The 19,506-nt window shown below is 48.5% G+C and carries 14 protein-coding genes; 3 read left to right on the top strand and 11 right to left on the bottom strand.

The genetic code is table 11. The features are described 5' to 3' along the window. Positions 1-132: 132 nt before the first annotated feature. The 8 genes from T525_RS14745 to T525_RS0108055 form a co-directional block, all read right to left on the bottom strand. Positions 133-1,215, bottom strand: a complete 1,083-nt coding sequence (locus T525_RS14745) for a 30S ribosomal protein S1 (protein ID WP_369751941.1) — start codon at positions 1,213-1,215, stop codon at positions 133-135. Beyond that, the gene (gene ispH, locus T525_RS0108090; protein ID WP_027406792.1) at positions 1,200-2,027 is read right to left on the bottom strand and encodes a 4-hydroxy-3-methylbut-2-enyl diphosphate reductase; all 828 of its coding nucleotides are present in this window, start codon (positions 2,025-2,027) and stop codon (positions 1,200-1,202) included. The genes T525_RS14745 and ispH overlap by 16 nt, the downstream gene beginning before the upstream one ends. 67 nt (positions 2,028-2,094) lie before the next feature. Beyond that, positions 2,095-2,697: a 1-acyl-sn-glycerol-3-phosphate acyltransferase gene (locus T525_RS0108080; RefSeq protein ID WP_027406791.1), complete on the bottom strand. Its 603-nt coding sequence runs from the start codon at positions 2,695-2,697 to the stop codon at positions 2,095-2,097. A gap of 4 nt (positions 2,698-2,701) precedes the next feature. Further along, positions 2,702-3,358, bottom strand: a complete 657-nt coding sequence (gene cmk, locus T525_RS0108075) for a (d)CMP kinase (RefSeq protein ID WP_027406790.1) — start codon at positions 3,356-3,358, stop codon at positions 2,702-2,704. 144 nt (positions 3,359-3,502) lie between these two features. After that, positions 3,503-4,822 (bottom strand): 3-phosphoshikimate 1-carboxyvinyltransferase, encoded by a 1,320-nt coding sequence (gene aroA, locus T525_RS0108070; RefSeq protein WP_051533499.1) that lies wholly within the window; start codon positions 4,820-4,822, stop codon positions 3,503-3,505. Further along, positions 4,806-6,056 carry an NAD(P)/FAD-dependent oxidoreductase gene (locus T525_RS0108065; protein WP_027406788.1) on the bottom strand — a complete coding sequence of 417 codons (1,251 nt, stop codon included), beginning with the start codon at positions 6,054-6,056 and terminating at the stop codon, positions 4,806-4,808. The genes aroA and T525_RS0108065 overlap by 17 nt, the downstream gene beginning before the upstream one ends. Next, positions 6,049-6,789: a pseudouridine synthase gene (locus tag T525_RS0108060; protein ID WP_027406787.1), complete on the bottom strand. Its 741-nt coding sequence runs from the start codon at positions 6,787-6,789 to the stop codon at positions 6,049-6,051. Before T525_RS0108060 ends, T525_RS0108065 begins: the two co-directional genes overlap by 8 nt. Positions 6,790-6,915: 126 nt before the next feature. Then, positions 6,916-9,999, bottom strand: coding sequence for an autotransporter outer membrane beta-barrel domain-containing protein (locus T525_RS0108055; RefSeq protein ID WP_027406786.1), 3,084 nt, complete (start codon positions 9,997-9,999; stop codon positions 6,916-6,918). A 282-nt stretch (positions 10,000-10,281) separates the two neighbouring features. On the opposite strand from T525_RS0108055, the gene T525_RS0108050 reads away from it, so the two are divergent. Continuing rightward, a complete protein-coding gene (locus tag T525_RS0108050) occupies positions 10,282-12,231 on the top strand; it encodes a peptidase U32 family protein (protein ID WP_027406785.1) in 1,950 nt (649 codons plus the stop codon). 97 nt (positions 12,232-12,328) lie between these two features. Next, positions 12,329-13,621: an aspartate aminotransferase family protein gene (locus T525_RS0108045; protein WP_027406784.1), complete on the top strand. Its 1,293-nt coding sequence runs from the start codon at positions 12,329-12,331 to the stop codon at positions 13,619-13,621. Positions 13,622-13,721: 100 nt separating this feature from the next. Here T525_RS0108045 and T525_RS0108040 read toward each other — a convergent pair whose 3' ends face one another. Beyond that, a complete protein-coding gene (locus tag T525_RS0108040; RefSeq protein ID WP_027406783.1) occupies positions 13,722-15,482 on the bottom strand; it encodes a GGDEF domain-containing protein in 1,761 nt (586 codons plus the stop codon). Between the two features lie 223 nt (positions 15,483-15,705). Here T525_RS0108040 and lexA point away from each other — a divergent pair, with 223 nt between their 5' ends. Further along, positions 15,706-16,320 (top strand): transcriptional repressor LexA, encoded by a 615-nt coding sequence (lexA, locus tag T525_RS0108035; protein WP_027406782.1) that lies wholly within the window; start codon positions 15,706-15,708, stop codon positions 16,318-16,320. Positions 16,321-16,430: 110 nt separating this feature from the next. Here lexA and T525_RS0108030 read toward each other — a convergent pair whose 3' ends face one another. Both T525_RS0108030 and hflX read right to left on the bottom strand, forming a co-directional pair. After that, complete coding sequence (locus T525_RS0108030) at positions 16,431-17,675, bottom strand: methionine gamma-lyase family protein (RefSeq protein ID WP_027406781.1); 1,245 nt, start codon at positions 17,673-17,675, stop codon at positions 16,431-16,433. A gap of 21 nt (positions 17,676-17,696) precedes the next feature. After that, positions 17,697-19,505, bottom strand: a complete 1,809-nt coding sequence (gene hflX, locus T525_RS0108025; protein ID WP_027406780.1) for a GTPase HflX — start codon at positions 19,503-19,505, stop codon at positions 17,697-17,699. Position 19,506 lies beyond the last annotated feature (1 nt).

Below are 19,506 nucleotides of genomic sequence, written 5' to 3'. Positions count from 1 at the left end.
TTCTCCTGTATTTTTTATATATTATCTGTAATTTTATATTATCTGATTAAAGTGTAAATAGGGAGTGATGAAATCATCACTCCCCAATAAAATTCATTATACAGTTAAAGCCCAAGGCAATAATTCTGATAATTACTCAGCCTCGTTGGACTCGCCAGCCTGCTTGATGCTGAGAGAAATACGCTTTCTGTCAACATCGATGTTCAGGATCTTAACAGTAACCTTGTCGCCAACAGCAACTACTTCATCAGCACTCTTGATGCGTCTGTCAGCAAGCTCACCCATAGGAATGAGGCCATCCAGACCCTGCTCAATGCGCATGAAAGCACCGAAAGCCTTCAGACCAACAATCTCGCCAGAGATAACATCACCAGCATTGTACTTCTCAGCCTTTACTACCCATGGATCTGGCATGGTGTCCTTAACGCTCAGGGAAATACGAACCTTGCCATCCTCAGTCTCGGCAATGCTCTTAATCTTAACGTCAAGCTCCTGGCCCTCTTCCAGAACATCTGCTGGATCCTTAACGCGGTTCCAGGAGAGATCGGAAATGTGAACCAAACCATCGATACCACCGATATCAATGAATGCACCGTAGTTAACAAGTCTCTTAACAGTACCCTTAACTACATCGCCTTCCTTAACGTTCTCCAGCCAGGACTTGAGCTCAGTCTCAAGGAGCTGACGACGGGAGAGAACCAGACGCTGCTTGGCTGGATCCAGATCAATTGGAACAACCTTTACAGTCTGGCCAACATACTTGGAGAGATCCTTAACGAAGTTAAGCTCAATCTGGGAAGCAGGAATGAATGCACGAACGCCAAGAGCGCGGGCAACCAAACCACCCTTAACAACCTGAGTAATCTCAGCCTCGATTGGCTCAGCCTTCTCAACGATACCGTCAAGTTCCTTCCAGGATGCAAGGCGATCAGCCTTTACCTTGGAAACAGTGAGACCATTCTCGCCGCCCTTTGCAACAACGAGAACCTCAATTACATCGTCAACCTTAACGATGTCCTTGGCGGACTCAGGAGCAGGCTCAGCAAGCTCAAACTTGGAAATTGGCACATCATTCTTGTTGCCCTGGATGTTAACGATTGCTTCGCTATCATTTACTGCAACAACTGTAGCCTTGACTAAATCGCGCTCATGTATCTCCTTCATAGAATCTTCTGCTGCTAACCAAGCTTCCATTGAATTCATTTCTTCTGACACTTTTTATAAACCTCCTTGATAATCCAGTCCGGAGTAGAAGCCCCGGCTGTGATACCAATTTTTTTAATTTTATCAAACCAATCGTCACGAAGCTCATCTGCTGTTTCGATGTGGTAAGTTTTGCATTTATCACTGCAAAGCTGTGCAAGCCTTGTAGTGTTGGCGCTGTTCTTGCCGCCAATAACAATCATCAGGTCAACCTCAGCCGCCAGCTTCATGGCTGCTGACTGACGCTGGTCCGTAGCTGTACAGATAGTTCTCAGGATTTTCATGTCGTTTGACTTATCCAAAAGTCTATCAACAATATGTTTGAATTTCGGGGCAGAGAAGGTGGTCTGGGCTACAATCCCCAGCTTGCCGAACCTTGGCAAAGCTTCGGCTTCTTCCTCTGTCTCAACAGCAACGGCTCCTTCACCAGCCCATTCGATAATGCTCTTAACCTCCGGGTGGTGCTTTTCACCGATAATTACTACCTGATATCCTTCTTCAGCCAACACGCGGGCTGCCTTCTGCGCTTTACGAACATGGGGGCAGGTGGCATCCACCATATTAAGTCCCATGCCCTCAACACGGTCATACACATCAGGCCCAACACCATGGGATCTGATTATAATGGTTCCTCCCTTAACTTCATCCAGGGAATCCACCGTGCCTACGCCATTTTCCGCAAGCTTTGCAACCATCTGGGGATTATGGATAATTGGACCAAGGGTATTGGTCAACTGTCCGGGAGCCGCTGAGTCCTCTGCCAGCTGTATGGCTCTCTTGACACCGTAGCAAAAGCCCAGATTGTCTGCAAGGATTACTTCCATAACATATCACCTTGTATGCTGATTATTATTATTTGTCCAACATACCCGTCTAGTATATCATTATTTTTCATGCTTGGCTATTCATTTTTATTAAATTATCGATTTTCTCCATAATTTTTTTAGAAAAATCAGCCAGAGCTTCCTTATCATTGTGTTTTCCTTCAAAATACATTGGCTCTCCAAAAATAATTTGAAGCTGTGGCAGGAAGCCTCCATTCTGCATGATTTTATTTGTGCCAATAATTGCGGTTGGCACCACTGGAACCTTTCCCATGGCCGCCAAAAGGGCAACGCCGGATTCCGCCTTGTGGGTCTTGCCGTCCTTGCTGCGGGTTCCCTCCGGGAACACTCCCAGACACAGACCCTGCTTCAGGATTCCCAGGGCAGTTTTTATGGCCCCCCTGTCTGCAGTACCCCGCTTTACGGGGAAAGCGTACAAGCTGCTGATAATGGCCCCGGCAATGGCCGGCTTGAAAAGCTCCTCCTTTGCCATATAAGCAACAGGCCTTGGCATGTAGGTGCCCACAACGGGAGGATCCCAGTTGCTGAGGTGGTTGGCTGCCATAATCATGCCACCCTCCATGGGAACATTTTCCTTCCCCTGAACCTTTGGCCGGAACAAAATACCAAATAATATCTGAAGTATAACCTTTAATATGCTGTAAAACATCTTATCACCTGCATCTGTCAAGAATGGCCTGAACTACTTCCTCAATGCTCATATCGCTGGTATCAAGGAGCTCAGCATCCTCGGCCTGCACCAGTGGGGAAATTTCACGCTCGCTGTCGGCCTTGTCACGGGCAGCGATTTCCTCCTGCAGCTTTTTCAGATCCACATCATAGCCCTTTTCCTTCATTTCCTTGTAGCGGCGGTCAGCACGCTCCTCAATGGAGGCGGTGAGGAAAATTTTGATGTCGGCATTTGGCAGAACGTTGGTGGCAATATCACGGCCATCCATAATTACAGAGCCCTCTGTAGCCATCTTGCGCTGCAAATCAGTAAGTCTTTCACGTACTGGTCCAAGGGCTGCCACCTGGGATACAATGCCAGTAACCTCCGGGGTGCGTATTGCAGATGTAACCTCGGTGCCATCCACAAAAACCTTGGTTTTGCCCTCTTTATAATCGAGAACAATCTCTATGTCCTTTACTACCTCATTAATGAGATCATCTGTTACTTCCTTTCCCTGCTGCAGGGACTTCCATGCCACAGCCCTGTACATGGCACCTGTGTCAATATAGGTGAAACCAAGCTCCTTTGCTGCCATCTGGGCTACTGTGCTTTTGCCTGCTCCTGCAGGGCCATCAATTGCAACTACTAATTTCTTCATTTACAATTACCTCTTTTTTATAGATTTTATTTCTTTAATTCTTTATCACTTTAACATATTGTTATGTAAATCTATCCAAGTAATATATTAATTTGCTGATCTGGACAAGTAATACTTTAATTGCTGATCTGGCCAAATAAAATATTACTTTGTTAATCTATCCAGCTCTTCGTAAAAATTTGGATAGGAAATATCCACGCAATCAGGATTTTGTATTTCCACCCCTGCCCCGGCAATGCCCAGCACTGCCAGACACATGGCCATGCGATGGTCATCATAGCTGAAGCACTCTGCCATCTTAGGGGTACTGCCGCCGTGAATAATCAGGCCGTCTTCCTTGCCCTCAATATTTCCCCCCAGCTTTGTGAACTGGTCACAGATTGCCTCCAGCCTGTCTGTTTCCTTGACCCGAAGCTCTCCTGCCCCGGTAATAATTGTATCACCCTCGGCAAACATGGCCGCCACTGCAATAATTGGAATCTCATCCACCAGACGGGGAATTATGTCAGCCCCGAAGCTGGTGCCATGAAGCTTGGCATGCTTTACCAAAATATCCGCCACCAGCTCGCCACCGCTTCTGCGTTCATTTTGGATAGTGAGATCAGCACCCATGGCCTTCAGTACATCAATAATCCCAGTTCTGGTTTCATTTATGCCCACGTTTTTCAACAAAAGCTCACTGTCCGGAATAATGGAGGCAGCCACCAGCCAAAAGGCTGCGGAGCTGATATCCCCTGGAACAACAAGTTCCTTCGGGGCCACCAGCTTTTCAGGGGCTTTTATGGTAATGCTGGTGCCTTCATATTTTAGTTTAACACCAAAGGCCTCCAGCATAAGCTCAGTATGATTTCTGGAAGGGTATGGCTCCACCACTGTGGTTTCCCCTTCAGCAAAGAGCCCCGCCAGAAGCATGGCGGATTTCACCTGGGCACTGGCCACAGGCATATTGTATTTATAGCCCTTCAGCTTCCCCTCCACGGGAACAATGGCAATAGGCAGCTTGGTATTTTCCGCCCGACCCACTATATGGCCCCCCATCTGGCTGAGGGGTTTTATAACACGCCCCATGGGACGCTTATGAAGAGACGCATCTCCAGTAAATGCGGAGAAAAATTTCTGGGGAGCCAGCATACCCATCATAAGGCGAAGGGTTGTGCCGGAATTTCCCGCATCCAATATAGTATCCGGCTCCTTCAGCCCATGAAGGCCGTTGCCTTCTACTATAAGCTCTGTGTCACTTAAAATATCCACCTTGGCTCCCAAAGCCCTCATTACCCTTACGGTGGACAGGCAATCCGCCGAAGGAAGGAAATTGGTAATATGAACAGGAGTATCCCCCAAAGCGGAAAACATTACGCTTCTATGGGAAACTGACTTGTCCCCCGGAATTATAACTTCGCCTCGTAAAGCCTTTAAGGTCTTATTTATAACTCTATTTCCCACTTTCTTACTCCTCCTCGTCATTCCACACGGACCAGTTCCCTGCCGCCGCCCCCATGGAGAAGGCCGCCTGCAGATTATAGCCCCCGGTGTAGGCATCCACATCCACTACCTCACCGGCAAAATACAGATTCTTTATAAGCTTGGATTCCATAGTTTTGGGATTTATCTCCTTAACGTCAACCCCTCCGGCGGTAACAATGGCCTCCGCAATAGGTCTCGTTTGGGTTACAGTTACCAGCAGGCCCTTTAAAACGTTCACCAGACGGTGGCGCTCCTCCTTGGTAATGGAATTCACCATACGATCCAGCTCAATATATGCCCCGTCAAGAACTGGGGGAATAAGTCTCCCCGGCAGCAGATCCTTAAGGGCATTTTTCATTTCCTTACGCTGGTATTTTTCAAAGTCCCTTAAAACTCTGGCATCCAGCTGATCAAAGGAAAGGGCCGGCTTCAGATCTATCATCAGCTCCACAAAGCTGCCCTCCTCCAAAAGCTGGGCTGTTTTGCGGCTGAGGGACAAAATAATCGGACCGCTTACACCGAAGTGAGTGAAAAGCATTTCACCAAACATATCCATTATCTTCTTTTCATCGGCAAAGAGGGTAACCCGCACATTTTTCAGTGAAAGGCCCTGGAGCTCCTTCACCCATTCCTCCTCCAGTTCCAGGGGAACCAGGGCTGGAAGGGGAGTTACCACCCTATGACCAATTTTGCTGGCCATTTTATAGCCATCCCCCGTAGAACCGGTACCAGGATAGGAAGAGCCACCGGTGGCCAAAATTACCGCCTCTGCCTCAAAGACCTGTCCCTCCGCCGTTTTTACTCCCACGGCCTTGTTATTTTCTATTATTATTTCCGATACCCTTACATCGGTGTACAGCTTAACTCCCAGCTCATGGAGCTGCAGCACCATGGCATCCACCACATCGGCGGCCTTGTCGCTGACCGGGAACACCCGGCCTCCCCGCTCCACCTTGGTGGGCACCTCAATAGCATTGAAAAAATACTGCACATCATCGTTGTTAAAGGCACGGATACAGCTATTTAAAAATTTTCCGTTCCCCGGAATGTTTTTTATCAGCTCCGGGATTTCCGCCGCATTTGTTATATTGCAACGGCCCTTGCCAGTAATAAGCATCTTTTTGCCGGGGCGCTTCATCTTTTCCAGCAACACCACACTGGCGCCGTTTTCCGCCGCCTTTATGGCCGCCATCATGCCGGCGGGGCCTGCCCCCACCACAACAATTTTATCCATTATTTGCACCTTGCTTTCCCGCAATATGCTTTAGCATTGATAATTCGTCAGGAGTCAACTCACGATATTTGCCCCGGCTGACCCCATCCAAAGTAAGCCCCGCAAAGGCAATGCGCTTCAGTGCTGTCACCTCGTGGCCAATAGCACTGAACATGCGTCTCACCTGGCGATTCCGCCCCTCGTGAATTACCACCTTCACCTTGGACCAGCCGCCCCTTTCATTGTATTCCACCAGCTTGGCCTCTGCAGGGGCCGTCATGCCGTCCTCCAGCTTTATGCCGCTGCGGAATTTCTGGAGCTTTTCCGGGGTAACCATGCCCTTCACCCTGGCAAGATAGGTCTTCTTAACCTCATAGCGGGGATGCAGAAGGCCGTTCATCAGCTCCCCGTCATTTGTCAGCAGCAGAAGCCCCTCTGTGTCATAGTCCAGCCGTCCAATTGGATAAATGTACTCCTCCACCTCCGAGAGAAGCTCCACCACTGTTTTTCTGCCCCTGTCGTCCTTGACAGTGCTGAGATACCCCTTGGGTTTATTCAATAAAAAATACAGCTTGGCCTTTTCCTTGCCGATGGCCACGCCGTCTATAGCTATTTCATCATTCTCTTCGGCCTGGATGCCCAGTTCTGTTACCACCTGGCCATTGAGACTTACCCTGCCTTCTTTAATCAGCCGCTCTGCCTCACGGCGTGATACCGCCCCAGCCCGGCTGATAAGTTTTTGTATCCGTTCCATCTGTAGACACTCCTTCGTAATGATTAAAACATAAGCATCTATGTGTGTCTAGTTTTTTCTGCAAAGGACATAAGAAAAGGGACCGTTAACGCAGTCCCTTTATCTCACATATATTTGGAAATAGAATTAGAAGCTATAGTTCATGCCCACATTCCATACCCAGTTCCCCTGGGCAGCCTTGCTGCCGATGCCCAGGCGGCCGGCTTCAATATACCATTCCACTAGTCCGGACTGACGCTTGAAGCCAAGGGCCAGGTCCAGCCAAGTATCCTTAAAATCATTTTTTATGGAATTAGACAATCCCTTGGTCATGGTAGCCCGCACTCCTCCCGCAAAGTCGTGCATAAGGTCGGCCCTGGCGTAGAAGGTATTGCCCTTACTAAACTCCTGACCTACATTTATACCAATATTTCCAATGAAGGAATTGCTGGCATCTACGGAAACATTGGAACCGTCACTGAGGCTGTAGTTGTAGCCGTTTAAATGGGCCCATTGAAGTCCCACATGAGGCTCTATGTACCAGTTATCCTGCTTTTCCATACGCTGGCCGTAGGTGAAGCTAAGGGCCTGGCCGTATGTACTGTTATCCCCCTTGGATGCCTCATACTGTACAGGATCCTGTAAATCAAGATTGGAAGCGAGACGTCCGGCCCTGAGGGTAATTTCCGAGTATCTTCCCCCATTTCCCTGCCACAGGCCATAGGCGGTGATAATATCATCATGTGAATCCCCGCTGCCACAGGAATACCCCTCACTGCCGTATTTCAGGCCATAGGAAGCCCCCAGGGTCCAGTTGGCGTTCACCCTTCTGTCATAGCCAATATCCATACGGCTGTAGGTGGCAGATACATCATGGCCCAGATTGTCCAGTGAATTCTTCCCTCTGGTATAGTTAACCCAGAAATCATTCCCCACACTTGGGTCCCTTCGGAGCAGAGCCATGTGATTTATTATGGGAGCCCCAGCCTGCCGCCAGTATGCTGCCTTGGAGGAGGCATTGCCCAGCACACCGTACATTTGTTCACTTATACTATATATGGATACTCCGGTGATATTCCATGTAAGACCATTGTCCGGGCTTTCCAGGGTTGGGATAAAGGAATATCCCCCAATGGTGTTTGGAGCACCTACAAAGGTGGCAGTATTTGCCCTTCCCAAAGTGACAAAGGTTGCATTGGTGTTTTTCACCAAAGTACCAGTGGCCAGAGTAGGGTCATAGTTAATTAATATTCTGTTTGCTCTGGTGGCATTAGTGGCTGTGCCAATTGTAATGTGATCCGCCACATTATTGGCCAAATCCGTGTTTATATAGAAGCTGGCATAACCATCCATATTGTTGATAACAAGAGACTTGCCAGGAGCAGAGTAACCGTTTGAATCCCCAAGACCAAGTCGCACCGTATCTCCACGGGCATAAGCATTAGTTAGTGTAAAGGTCGTGCCAGACGGGGTAGTGAAATCTCCCAGCCATGCTTCAGCCAGGCCCGTAGCCAAAAGCTCCAGCTTGCCGCCGTTGGCAGATTTAAGCTGGGCTATGCCATAATCATCCACAGTGACGGTGCCACCATTGGTTAAAATAGTATTTTTACTACGGCCACCTGAGCCTACATGCTGAATACCACCATTATTAAAGGTAGTGTTGTCAGCCGTGCCACCCGAGTTTATGTTCTGAACGCCACCATTATTAAAGGTAGTGTTGTCAGCCGTGCCACCCGAGTTTATGTTCTGAACGCCACCATTATTAATGGTAGTGTTGTCAGTCGTTCCACCCGAGTTTATGTTCTGAACGCCCCCATTATTAATTGTAGTATTTTTAGCTGTGCCGCCTATACCGATGTTCTGGATACCGCCGGAATACACTTCGGTGTCATTGGCGATGCCCCCCGATACAACCAAGCCGTCTGCTGTGACATAGCCGTTATTCTGGACGCCGCCGGACTGTACAATGGTGCCGTTGGCCACGCCTCCCACTGAAATATACGTCTCGCTTTTGCCGGTATCCGGGTTTGTAATGATAACAACGTAGCCGAAGTTCTGAGTGCCGCCGGCACTGACAATGGTATTTTTGGCTGTGCCGCCCAGTACCACGATTTGGGTGCCACCGACACTGACGATGGTATTGCTGGTGATGCCCCCGTCAGCGACGGTCTGCTTGCCCAGTTCCTTGACAATGGTGTTCTGGGCTACGCCCCCCTCATCGAGAAACTGCTCTCCCCCGGACATGACAAGGGTGTCTATGGCCAGGGCGTTATTCCCAGAAACCAGCTGGGTAACATGCTCCCCAATAACGGTGACGCCCATAGCCGTGCCCCCATCGATGATGTTCTGTGCTCCATCCCGCGGTGTCATCGCTTCCTTTTCCACATCATATACCCAAACCCGTTTCAGGGTGCCCCCTGATACAGTGCCGTAAATTGAATTCTCCCCCCCGATGATGCCTCCCGCTTCGATAGTCTGGGTTGCCCCGGCTTCCACGGTGGTATCCAAGGCTGTGCCGCCTGAATGGACGGTCTGGGTAGTCCCAGAACCAACCTGCAAAGCCCTTGTCAAGCCGCCGTCGGCCACGGTCATGGTTCCATTGAGGCCGCTGACAATCATAAGGGTACCGCCGCTGGCGATGCCACCGCTCTCCACTATATGGCTGCCCCCCAGCACATTTTTACTACCATAATCAGCGTTCAAAGTACCGCCGGATTTGACGGTGGTATTCAGGACTGTGCCACCGCCGACGACCGATTGCTCTCCACCAGCACTGACGGTCATGTCCTTCGCCGTACCTTTGACGTTCTGATAGGCCTCCTTGCCCAAGATAGTGCCCCCCGAGGCTATGCCCGAATCATAGACAACCTGCGTTCCCCCCGCCAGGATGGTGGTATTTATCGCAGTACCTGATATGTACTGCGTGCCGCCAGAAGATATATGGGTTTCTATTGCTGTGCCGCTTGAATGGACGGTCTGGGAGCCATCTACGGTTTCATTGCTGACGGTTTGACCAGCTGTTACTGGATCAGTGTACGTCTGGGCGGCCTGGGCGGTGCCGTAAAACAAAGCATTTTGCCCTTCACCGATGGCTGTAATTTGCCCTCCGGTAGCGGGGATTTGCCCGGCCCAATTTACATAGGGCAGGGCCACTGGTGCCCCTGCATTTATGACGTTTACCACTGACATAGCTACCGCTAATTTTTGTTGAAATGAATTTTTCTTGCCCATAATAACCTTTTCCTCCTCAAAAAAAGTTCTGGGAAGCTTTTAATATCGGATAAAATTTTAAAGCTACTTATGTATTGTAAAAATATCATAAATATTCAAAAAATTCTATAATAAATCAAAAAAGTGTAAGGATTTTTCAAAAAGTGTGGTTTTTTTGGGGGTGGAATTTTTCCTTGTAATCCGAAAAACTTTATTATTTACCCAAAAATTGTTATACTTAGAGTTAGTGTGCAAAATTTCTATAATTAATAGAAACATTTCAATATAAAGGAGCAACATAAGATGATTTTAAACCGTAAATCAGTGGAATTACTGGCCCCTGCAGGCAACTGGGATGCCCTGGTTGCAGCTGTTGAAGCCGGTGCCGACGCTGTTTATCTCGGTGGCAAGCATTTCAACATGCGCATGCACCGCAATAAGGAGACAAATTTTGACGACGAAATGCTGAAAAAGGCCATTGAGTATACCCATGCCCATGATGTATGTCTTTACATCACCCTTAACAACCTTATCAGCGACGACGAAATTGAGCCTTTGAAGCAGTATCTTGCTTATCTTAACGAAATCCGTCCCGATGCAATTCTGGTTCAGGACTTTGCCGTTCTGGAAATTGCCAAGGAAATGGGCATCACCATTCCTTTCCATACCTCTGTTATGATGAACACCCATAACGAGCATGCCATCAAGAAGCTGAAGGAATATGGCATCACCCGTATCGTTGTGGGCCGTGAAATGACCCTTTCCGAAATGTCCCTTTTTAAGGAGAGAACCGGTCTTGAAATCGAGTATTTCATGCACGGTGATATGTGCATTGCCGAAAGCGGCCAGTGCATTCATTCCGGCGTTCTCTTTGGCCAGAGCGGTAACCGTGGCCGTTGTCTGAAGCCTTGCCGTTGGGCCTACAAGCTCATTGACGAGGAAACCGGGGAAATTCTTGATAAGGATGGTCAGCACGACTACAAGCTGGCCCTTAAGGATATGTGCATGTACAGAAACATCCCAGAGCTCATTCAGGCTGGTGTTTTCTCCTTCAAAATTGAGGGACGCATGCGCCCTGCTGATTTCGTACGCCGCATTGTGGCAACCTACAGAAAAGCTATTGATGCCTATATTGAGGATCCATATGGATACCAGATTGATGAAGAAGGCTGGCAGGATCTTTATAAGAACCGTGCCCGTGATTTCACCACCACTTTTGCTCTTGGACAGCCCGATGCCAGCGATATTGGCTTTGATGGCTCCCGTGAGCCTCGCTTCTTCAGTGATGCTGTAGAAGAGGCCGGCTTCCAGGATGAAATTTTAAAGGCTGAGCCTTCCATTAATAAGGAAAATAATGGTAAGCGTCAGCTGGCAGTTCAAGTTGCCGACATTGCTTCCGTAGAAGCTGCCTGCTCCAATGGTGCGGACATCGTTTACCTTTCCGGTGAAGCATACAAGCCAAAGAAGCCTTGGTCCCTTAAGAATGTGGCAAAGGCCATTGAAATTGGCAAGAAATACAATACAAAAATCGTTATTGGTACTCCACGCACCACCATGCGCCGTGAATGCGGAGAGCTTGAGCAATACCTAAAGGCTGTAAATGATTTGAAGCCGGCAGGAGTACTTGTAAGCAACCTTGGTTCCCTTAAGCTGGCCCAGGAATGTACCGACCTTCCCGTACAGGCGGATTTCTCCTTTAATCTCTTTAACCATAAGGCCGCCAGCTTTATGAAGAAGAACGGCATTTCCATGGGTACTGCTTCCCTTGAGCTTTCCTTCGCCCAGGTGAAGAATCTTGTGGAACAGTCTGAGCTTCCTATTGAAGTTATCGCTCACGGCTCCTATGAGTCCATGATCTGCGACCACAATTTTGCAGCCATGATTCTGCCATACAAGCACTTAGTTAACCCTGAGTTTGTAAATCGTCATTACGCACTTAAGGATACTGCAGGCGGTGTTCATCCACTTCGTATGGACCAGTTTGGCCGTAACCACATTCTCTTTACCAAGGATCTGTGCTACTACCCATATCTGGAAAAATTCAACGGTGTGGCTGCCTTCCGCATTGAAGCAAAGGACTATGAGCCTGAGCTGGTGGCAGAGCTTACCAAGGCATACCGCACTGCTCTTGATAATCTGGATGCCGGCAAGCCAGCCTTTGATGAAGAAACCTTCAAGAAGCTGCAGGAGTCCGGTCCTAGAAAGCTGGGTATTGGTGTATATCGTTTCCGCCAGTCCCAGGATTCACTCTAATCGACCTCATGCGAGCGCTACGCGCCCACCTTCCCTATAGGGGAAGGCTTTCAATTCCTAAATATTTTTTAATTTATAGGAGGTATTGATAATGTCCATGGAAAAGCCTATTGGTCCTGAGGCCATTTTGGAAAAAAAGAAGAAATACATCATGCCTTGTCTGGCCCACTTCTACAAGGAGCCACGCCAGTTTGTAAAGGGAGATATGCAGTTCCTTTATGACAGCGAAGGCCGCAAATACCTTGATATGTTTGCAGGTGTTTCCGTTATGAACTGCGGTCACTGCAATCCTGAAATCGCTGAAAATGTGGTTAAGCAGGTTCAGTCTCTGCAGCATGTCTGCAATATCTACCTTACTGAAAATTTTGTTAATCTGGCAGAAAAGCTGGCTGAGGTTACTCCAGGTGATTTGCAGAAAACCTTCTTCTGCTCCACAGGCACTGAGGCCAATGAGGGTGCCATGCTGCTGGCTTCCATTTACACCGGCAATGACGAGTTTATCAGCTTGAGAAACGGTCTACACGGCCGTACCAAGCTCACCATGAGTGTAACTGGTATTCAGATGTGGCGTACTGACCCACATCCATGCGGCGGTATCCACTTTGCTCCAAATGCCTATTGCTATCGCTGTCCGCTGGGCAAGAAGTATCCTGAATGTGATTTGGCCTGTGCCAACGCCGTTGAGGATCTTATTAAATATTCCACCAGTGGTCATCCTGCAGCCCTTATTGCCGAGCCTATTCAGGGCAATGCGGGTATTGTAACCCCTCCAAAGGGCTACTTTAAACGGGTGAAGGAGATTCTCGAAAAGTACAATGCTCTTCTCATCATTGACGAGGTTCAGACGGGCTTCGGCCGCACCGGCAAAATGTTTGCCATCGAAAACTTCGATGTGGTTCCGGATATTATGACCATGGCCAAGGCTCTGGGCAATGGTGCTCCGATTTCCGCCTTTACAGCCTCTGCCAAAATTGCTGACACCTACACCAAGCCAGGTGCCTCCACCCTTGGCGGCAACCCTGTATCCTCCATTGCGGGGCTTAGCGTAATTAACTACATTCAGAAGCATGACCTTATGAAGAATGCCCGTGAGCGTGGTCAGCAGCTTTATGACGGCCTTGTGGAGCTGCAGAAAAAGCACCCTATTATTGGTGACATCCGCGGTCTTGGCCTCATGCGTGGTGCCGAATTTGTTCATGCAGACAAGAGCCCTGCTCCTGATGAGCTGGATATGGTTCTTGAGGAAATGAAGAACCGCGGCTTTATCATTGGCAAGAACGGTATTGAGCGTAATGTAATGGCCTTCCAGCCACCATTGGTTGTTACAGAGGAGGACATCAACAACGTTCTCAATACCCTGGACGATGTTTTAACTGAGCTTATTAAGTAAACCCATATTCCCGAAAACCCGGCCCATAAAATGAAGAAGCCCTGTCAGAAAGGATTATTTCCTCCCCGGCAGGGCTCTTAATATGCCTATGTTTATTTAATTAAATAACGGTAACACAATTCTTGCCGCCCAAATTCTTTGATTTATACATGGCCGTATCAACTCTCTGGAAAAGGGTAAGCAGGGTATCATCCTTGGTGGCAGCCGTAATGCCGATGCTGACAGTTACATTGTCCACATTAAAGGATTCGGCCAGCCCCATAATCTTGCTTCTTATGCGCTCCGCCACATGCTCGGCCACCTTCACGTCCGAATTATTGAACACGATAATAAATTCATCGCCGCCCCAGCGTCCCGCCTTATCAGTAGCCCTTATGTTCTGTCTAATAAGATCAGCCACGCTCTTTAACACCTCATCGCCGGTATCATGGCCCAGGGTATCATTTATATGCTTAAAATTATCCAGATCCAGCATCATAACCGTCAATCGCTTATCACTGAGCTGACTGTCATAAAGGGAGTTGGCCATTTCTGATTCCAGCTCACCACGATTGAGAAGATTGGTGAGGAAATCGATTTTCGCAATATCCTGAAGACGCCTGTTGCTCTCCTCCAATTCATCGGAAACTGCCTGCACGAAATGCATCATGTGGCTGAGAACACTGTTCTGATGCTCCAGACGTATCGGCTGCAATATTTCATCCTGAGGAACCTCTGCCTCATGGCCCCCTTCCCTGACACCTATTATGGAAAGGCACATATTATTGAGGTAAATGTCCCCGCCTTTGGTTCTGATGTACTCCCCCAAAGCGTAAATGCCGGTGGAAGGAGCTGTTTTGCGGCAAGCCTCCAGTTCCTGATTAACATCCTTATGGAGCAAAACCTTTCTGGCCCAGCAGCTGACGACAAAAATTCCCTCCGGATTGAAATGAATCATATCCATTTGCAGATTGCGGGCCTCCTGAATAATAATGGTGGGATCACCATAACAAAGGCGGACCCTGTCCCCCACTGCAAAATCTGCGCCATAACTGGCACTGCCGTCCTTTTCCAGACGCCTTGGAAGCCTTGAAAGGGAGGTGCCGTTCCTTATTATGGAAAACGGGAATACAACGGATTCATTTAGAAAATCCTCATTCCAGCTGTTAATTCCAATATATTTTTCATAAATAGTCCTTACGGGCACATCGTCAATCTCACAGATAGTATGTGGATTGCTCAGTCGGGTAACGGTCATAATCTTACCCAAAGGCCGCCAACCGCTGCCATAGCCCACATTAACGTACAATGATTTGCCCTTGAATATCACCATCACATGACCGCGATAAATAACGTCTTCACCGGCAAACACAAAGCCCTGTCCCGCCGGGGTAGTACCATCATCCACTACCCCGCCAAAGAAAACAACCTCTGGCGGAAGGAGGGAAAGCTCCCTGAAAAATGGCATAGTATTGATGGCATAGCCGGAGGTAAGCATCTCCACAGCCGCCAAATTATCAGCCTCATTAAGCCTTTCCAGAGTCTCCGCACCGATTTCATGGCTCCTTGCATCATCCCACTCCAAAGGAAAAACTTCCACCTGGGCTTCCTCAAAAACGGAAAATGTAAGGGAAATACCACACAAATTTATAACCCCTGCTGTAATATTGGCAGAGGCCGTACCACCAGCTATTCTGGCTTCAGGCAAAGTCTCACGAACCTTTCGTATCAGCTCGGGAGCCTTTTCCTTCAGATGAATATCCAAAAAAATCGTAACCAACACACAGGAATACCTTCCCATATCAGCCAGCTCACGGGAAAACTCATCCACTCTATTGAAAAAATCCTTTTCATCTTCACATAAATATGGTATGTGCTTCATAGAGTTCACCTCAACCATTAGACCATAGCTCTATTGACAAAATTATACCATAATTCATTATACTGTCGCGAGAAATTATTTTTGATATTAGCATTACTTATTTTTACATTCTACCCAAAAAATTTTAAAAAATAATCAGCACTTTTGTTTGTAGAACACTTGCAATAGAACATATATATGATATACTATAGGTACAGAATTGTTAATGTAAGGAGTGTGACTAATGGGACGCAAACGCTGTGCTGATGAGCGCATGGACCAGATTTACAAGTATATCAAGGAATTTCTTTTGGCAAAGGGCTATCCACCTTCTGTTCGTGAAATAGGCAAGGCTGTTGGGCTGAAATCCAGCTCCACAGTACACGGCTATCTCAATCAGCTGGAGGACGCAGGCCTTATCCGCCGCGACCCAACCAAGCCACGAGCCATTGATCTTTTGGAGGACAAGCCTTGGGAGCGCACTGTGAACGTACCGCTGGTAGGTGCAGTAACTGCCGGCACCCCAATTTTGGCCCAGGAAAATATTGAGGAGGTTTTTGCTTTCCCTCAGAATCTTCTTGGCACCACCTCCGAAACCTTCATGCTAAAGGTGGACGGTGAGAGCATGATCAATGCCGGCATCTATGACGGCGACTATATCATGGTTAAGCAGCAAAGCACTGCCAACAACAGCGACATTGTAGTAGCTCTGGTGAACGGCGAGGCTGCCACCGTAAAACGCTTCTTCAAGGAGAAGGATTGCATTCGTCTCCAGCCGGAAAATGACTCCATGGAACCATTCTTCGAGAAGAATGTCACCATCCTTGGAAAAGTGATCGGCATCTACCGCCAGATGTAATTTATATAATTATCACATAACCCATATAAACGATAACATTTATAAACGAAGAGAGCAGCCTCCGGGCTGCTCTCTGTTTTTGTGTCAAAAAATAAATTTGCAATTTTTATTTATTTCTTTAAATCTTCTACAGCCTGGGCTGCCCCCATAATTCCAATAACTGCGTGCTCGAAGGTTACTCCCCCCTGAATGTATACATTATATGGGGCACGCATAGGGCCGTCAGCACTAAGCTCAATGGAAGCACCCTGAACAAAGGTGCCTGCCGCCATAATAATCTGGTCCTCATAGCCTGGCATATCCCATGGCTCAGGGGCTGCAAAGGAATCCACCGGGGAATACTTCTGAATGCCACCACAGAAGGCAATGAGATTTTCCGGAGTATCAAGCTGCACCGCCTGAATAATATCGCCGCGCACATCAGTAGGAAGTGGCAGGGTTTTATACCCCAATTTACTGAACATTCCCGCCGCAAATACTGCACCCTTTATAGCCTGGGCCACCACATGGGGAGCCATAAAGAAGCCTTGGAATATCATGCGGTTGTTGGCCAGAGATGCTCCCAGCTCATCACCCATGCCAGGGGAAGTCATTCTGTAGGAGGCCAGCTCCACCAGCTCGTCCCTGCCACAGATGTAACCCCCTGTAAGGGCAATACCGCCACCAGGATTCTTGATAAGTGAACCCGCCATAATATCAGCTCCCACCTGCACTGGCTCCCTGGTATCCACAAATTCGCCGTAGCAGTTGTCCACAAAGCACACGCAGTCAGGCTTAATGCGATGCACCTCAGCGCAGATAGTCTCAATATCATCAATGCTCAATGGGTCACGCATGGAATAACCACGGGAGCGCTGAATAAGCACCATCTTGGTGTCGGGAGTCATCTTCCCCTCAATGCCGGCCATATCCACCTTGCCCTCCACCATATCCAGTTCATCGTATTTAATGCCAAATTCCTTCAAGGAACCCTTGCTTTCAGAGGCGTAGCCGATAACTGTCTGCATGGTATCGTAGGGAGCACCGGTGATGGACAGCAGCTTATCTCCCGGACGGAGAATACCAAAGAGAACCGTGGCCAAAGTGTGGGTTCCGGATACGAACTGGGTACGCACCAAAGCCCTTTCTGCCCCAAATACCTTGGCAAAGAGTTCATCAGCCTTCATGCGGCCCACATCACTGTAAGCGTAACCAGAGGTGGTATTAAAATGGGCTTCCCCCACCTGACACTCCCGCATGGCATCCAACACCTTCAAAGTATTGGCCTCAGCAATGGCGTCAATGCGTTCAAACATGGGCTGGCTTTCAGCCAGCACCTGCTTTTTCAATTCAATTAATTTCTCAGAAAAAACCATTAGTAAAAATTACTCCCTAAATCAAATTTCATATTTTTTATATGCTTCAGCATCGGTTACTGGAAGCTCCACCTCCAGAACCGTACCCTTTTCGTCATAATCAGTATTGAGAACGTTGCCCTCTTCGTGGAGACGGGTAATTACGCTGCCCTCCGTGTAAGGAATACACAGCTTCATAACCACCTTCCCCTGATTAAAGAAGGAGGCCAGCTTATCCCGCAGTTTTTGCAAATCCCCCGGATTCTTTGCAGAAATTACCACACCTTCGCGGCCCTGCAGCATACGCTGGGCATCAAAATCCGTGCCCCCCTGTTCCATCAGCCTGTCGGCCTTGTTAAACACAAAAATGGCGGGCTTTTCCTTTGCCCCGATTTCATCCAGCACCTTAATAACCGCCTTTATTTGCAGCTCATAATTAGGGTCGCTGGCATCAACCACATGGACCAGCAAATCCGCCTCTGTGGTTTCCTCCAGGGTGGCCTGAAAGGCACTTACCAGGGTATGGGGCAGCTTCTGGATAAAACCTACGGTATCCGTAAGGAGAATCTGGAGCTTTTCATCAAGATCCACCAGACGGGTGGTTGGATCAAGGGTGGCAAAGAGCTTGTCCTCGGCCAAAACATCAGAATCTGACAAAGCATTAAGTATAGTTGACTTACCCGCATTGGTATAGCCCACCAATGCCGCAGACGCCAGTCTTGACTGCTTTCGCTGGTTACGGTGGAGCTTACGCTGATTCTTAAGCTTCTTAAGCTGCTCCTCCAAATCGTGGATACGGCCATGAATACGGCGTCTGTCCATTTCCAGCTTGGTTTCCCCGGGGCCTCTGGTGCCAATACCGCCCCCCAGTCTGGACATTACCAGCCCCTGCCCCCCCAAACGGGGCAGATTGTATTTCAGCTGGGCCAGCTCCACCTGCAATTTACCCGCACTGGAACGGGCCCGCTGGGCAAAAATGTCCAATATAAGGGCTGTACGGTCCACCACCCGCAGGCCGGTACTGAGCTCCAGATTTCTCTGCTGGGAAGGAGATATTTCATCATCTATAACCAGCAGGTCCGCCTCCACATTTTGGGCCAGCATGGCGATTTCCTCCACCTTGCCCTTGCCCAGAAAATAGGCGTTATCCGGCTTGTCCTTGTTCTGGATAACCTCACCCACTATGTCTGCCCCGGCAGTTTCCACCAGTCCACGAAGCTCCGCCAGTGAATCCTCCACCTGCCAGTCGTCCCTACGGAAGGTGAAGGCAACGCCTGCCAAAATGGCCTTTTCCGTATGCTCCTCCGTGTCCTTAAGGCGATTCTTCCCCAGTGCGTTATTTACCAGCACAATAAGCTGAACCAGATCTATATTGTTCAGCTCCTTTAAGGGCAGCTCCTTGGTACCGCTTACCACGTATCCCCCTTCTTCGGTCATTTCACCATTTAGGAAGGCCAGACTGCCATATATTTTATTGTCTTTTTTTAGCCCTATGGCCACCATGCAGTCAAAGCGCATACTCCTGAGGGAGGACAAATCCGGTGCCGACAGTCTTGTATCAGCACTTGGGTGGGTATGGACACACCTAATTCCCGAAAGGCGAATGGTACTCCTCTGCTTAATATCCGGCAGCTCCACAGTAGCGTCATCACCAACAGAAACCTGCACCACAGTGCCCTTGCGGTTAATGTACACCGCCACCTCACGGGCCAGAATCCCCGTAAGCTCCAGCATTTTTTCCGCCGCCTCACGGGTAATGATCTGACCCTGGGGAATTTCCAGCTCATAAAGGGACTCCAGCTCCTGGATAACCCCCGATTTTATGTTGTCCAGCTTGCCATTTACAACCATA

The organism is Anaerovibrio sp. RM50, assembly GCF_000622005.1.
GTDB lineage: Bacteria > Bacillota > Negativicutes > Selenomonadales > Selenomonadaceae > Anaerovibrio.
Note: the sequence above shows the minus strand (reverse complement) of the source record. Positions and strands in the feature narration are given on the sequence as shown.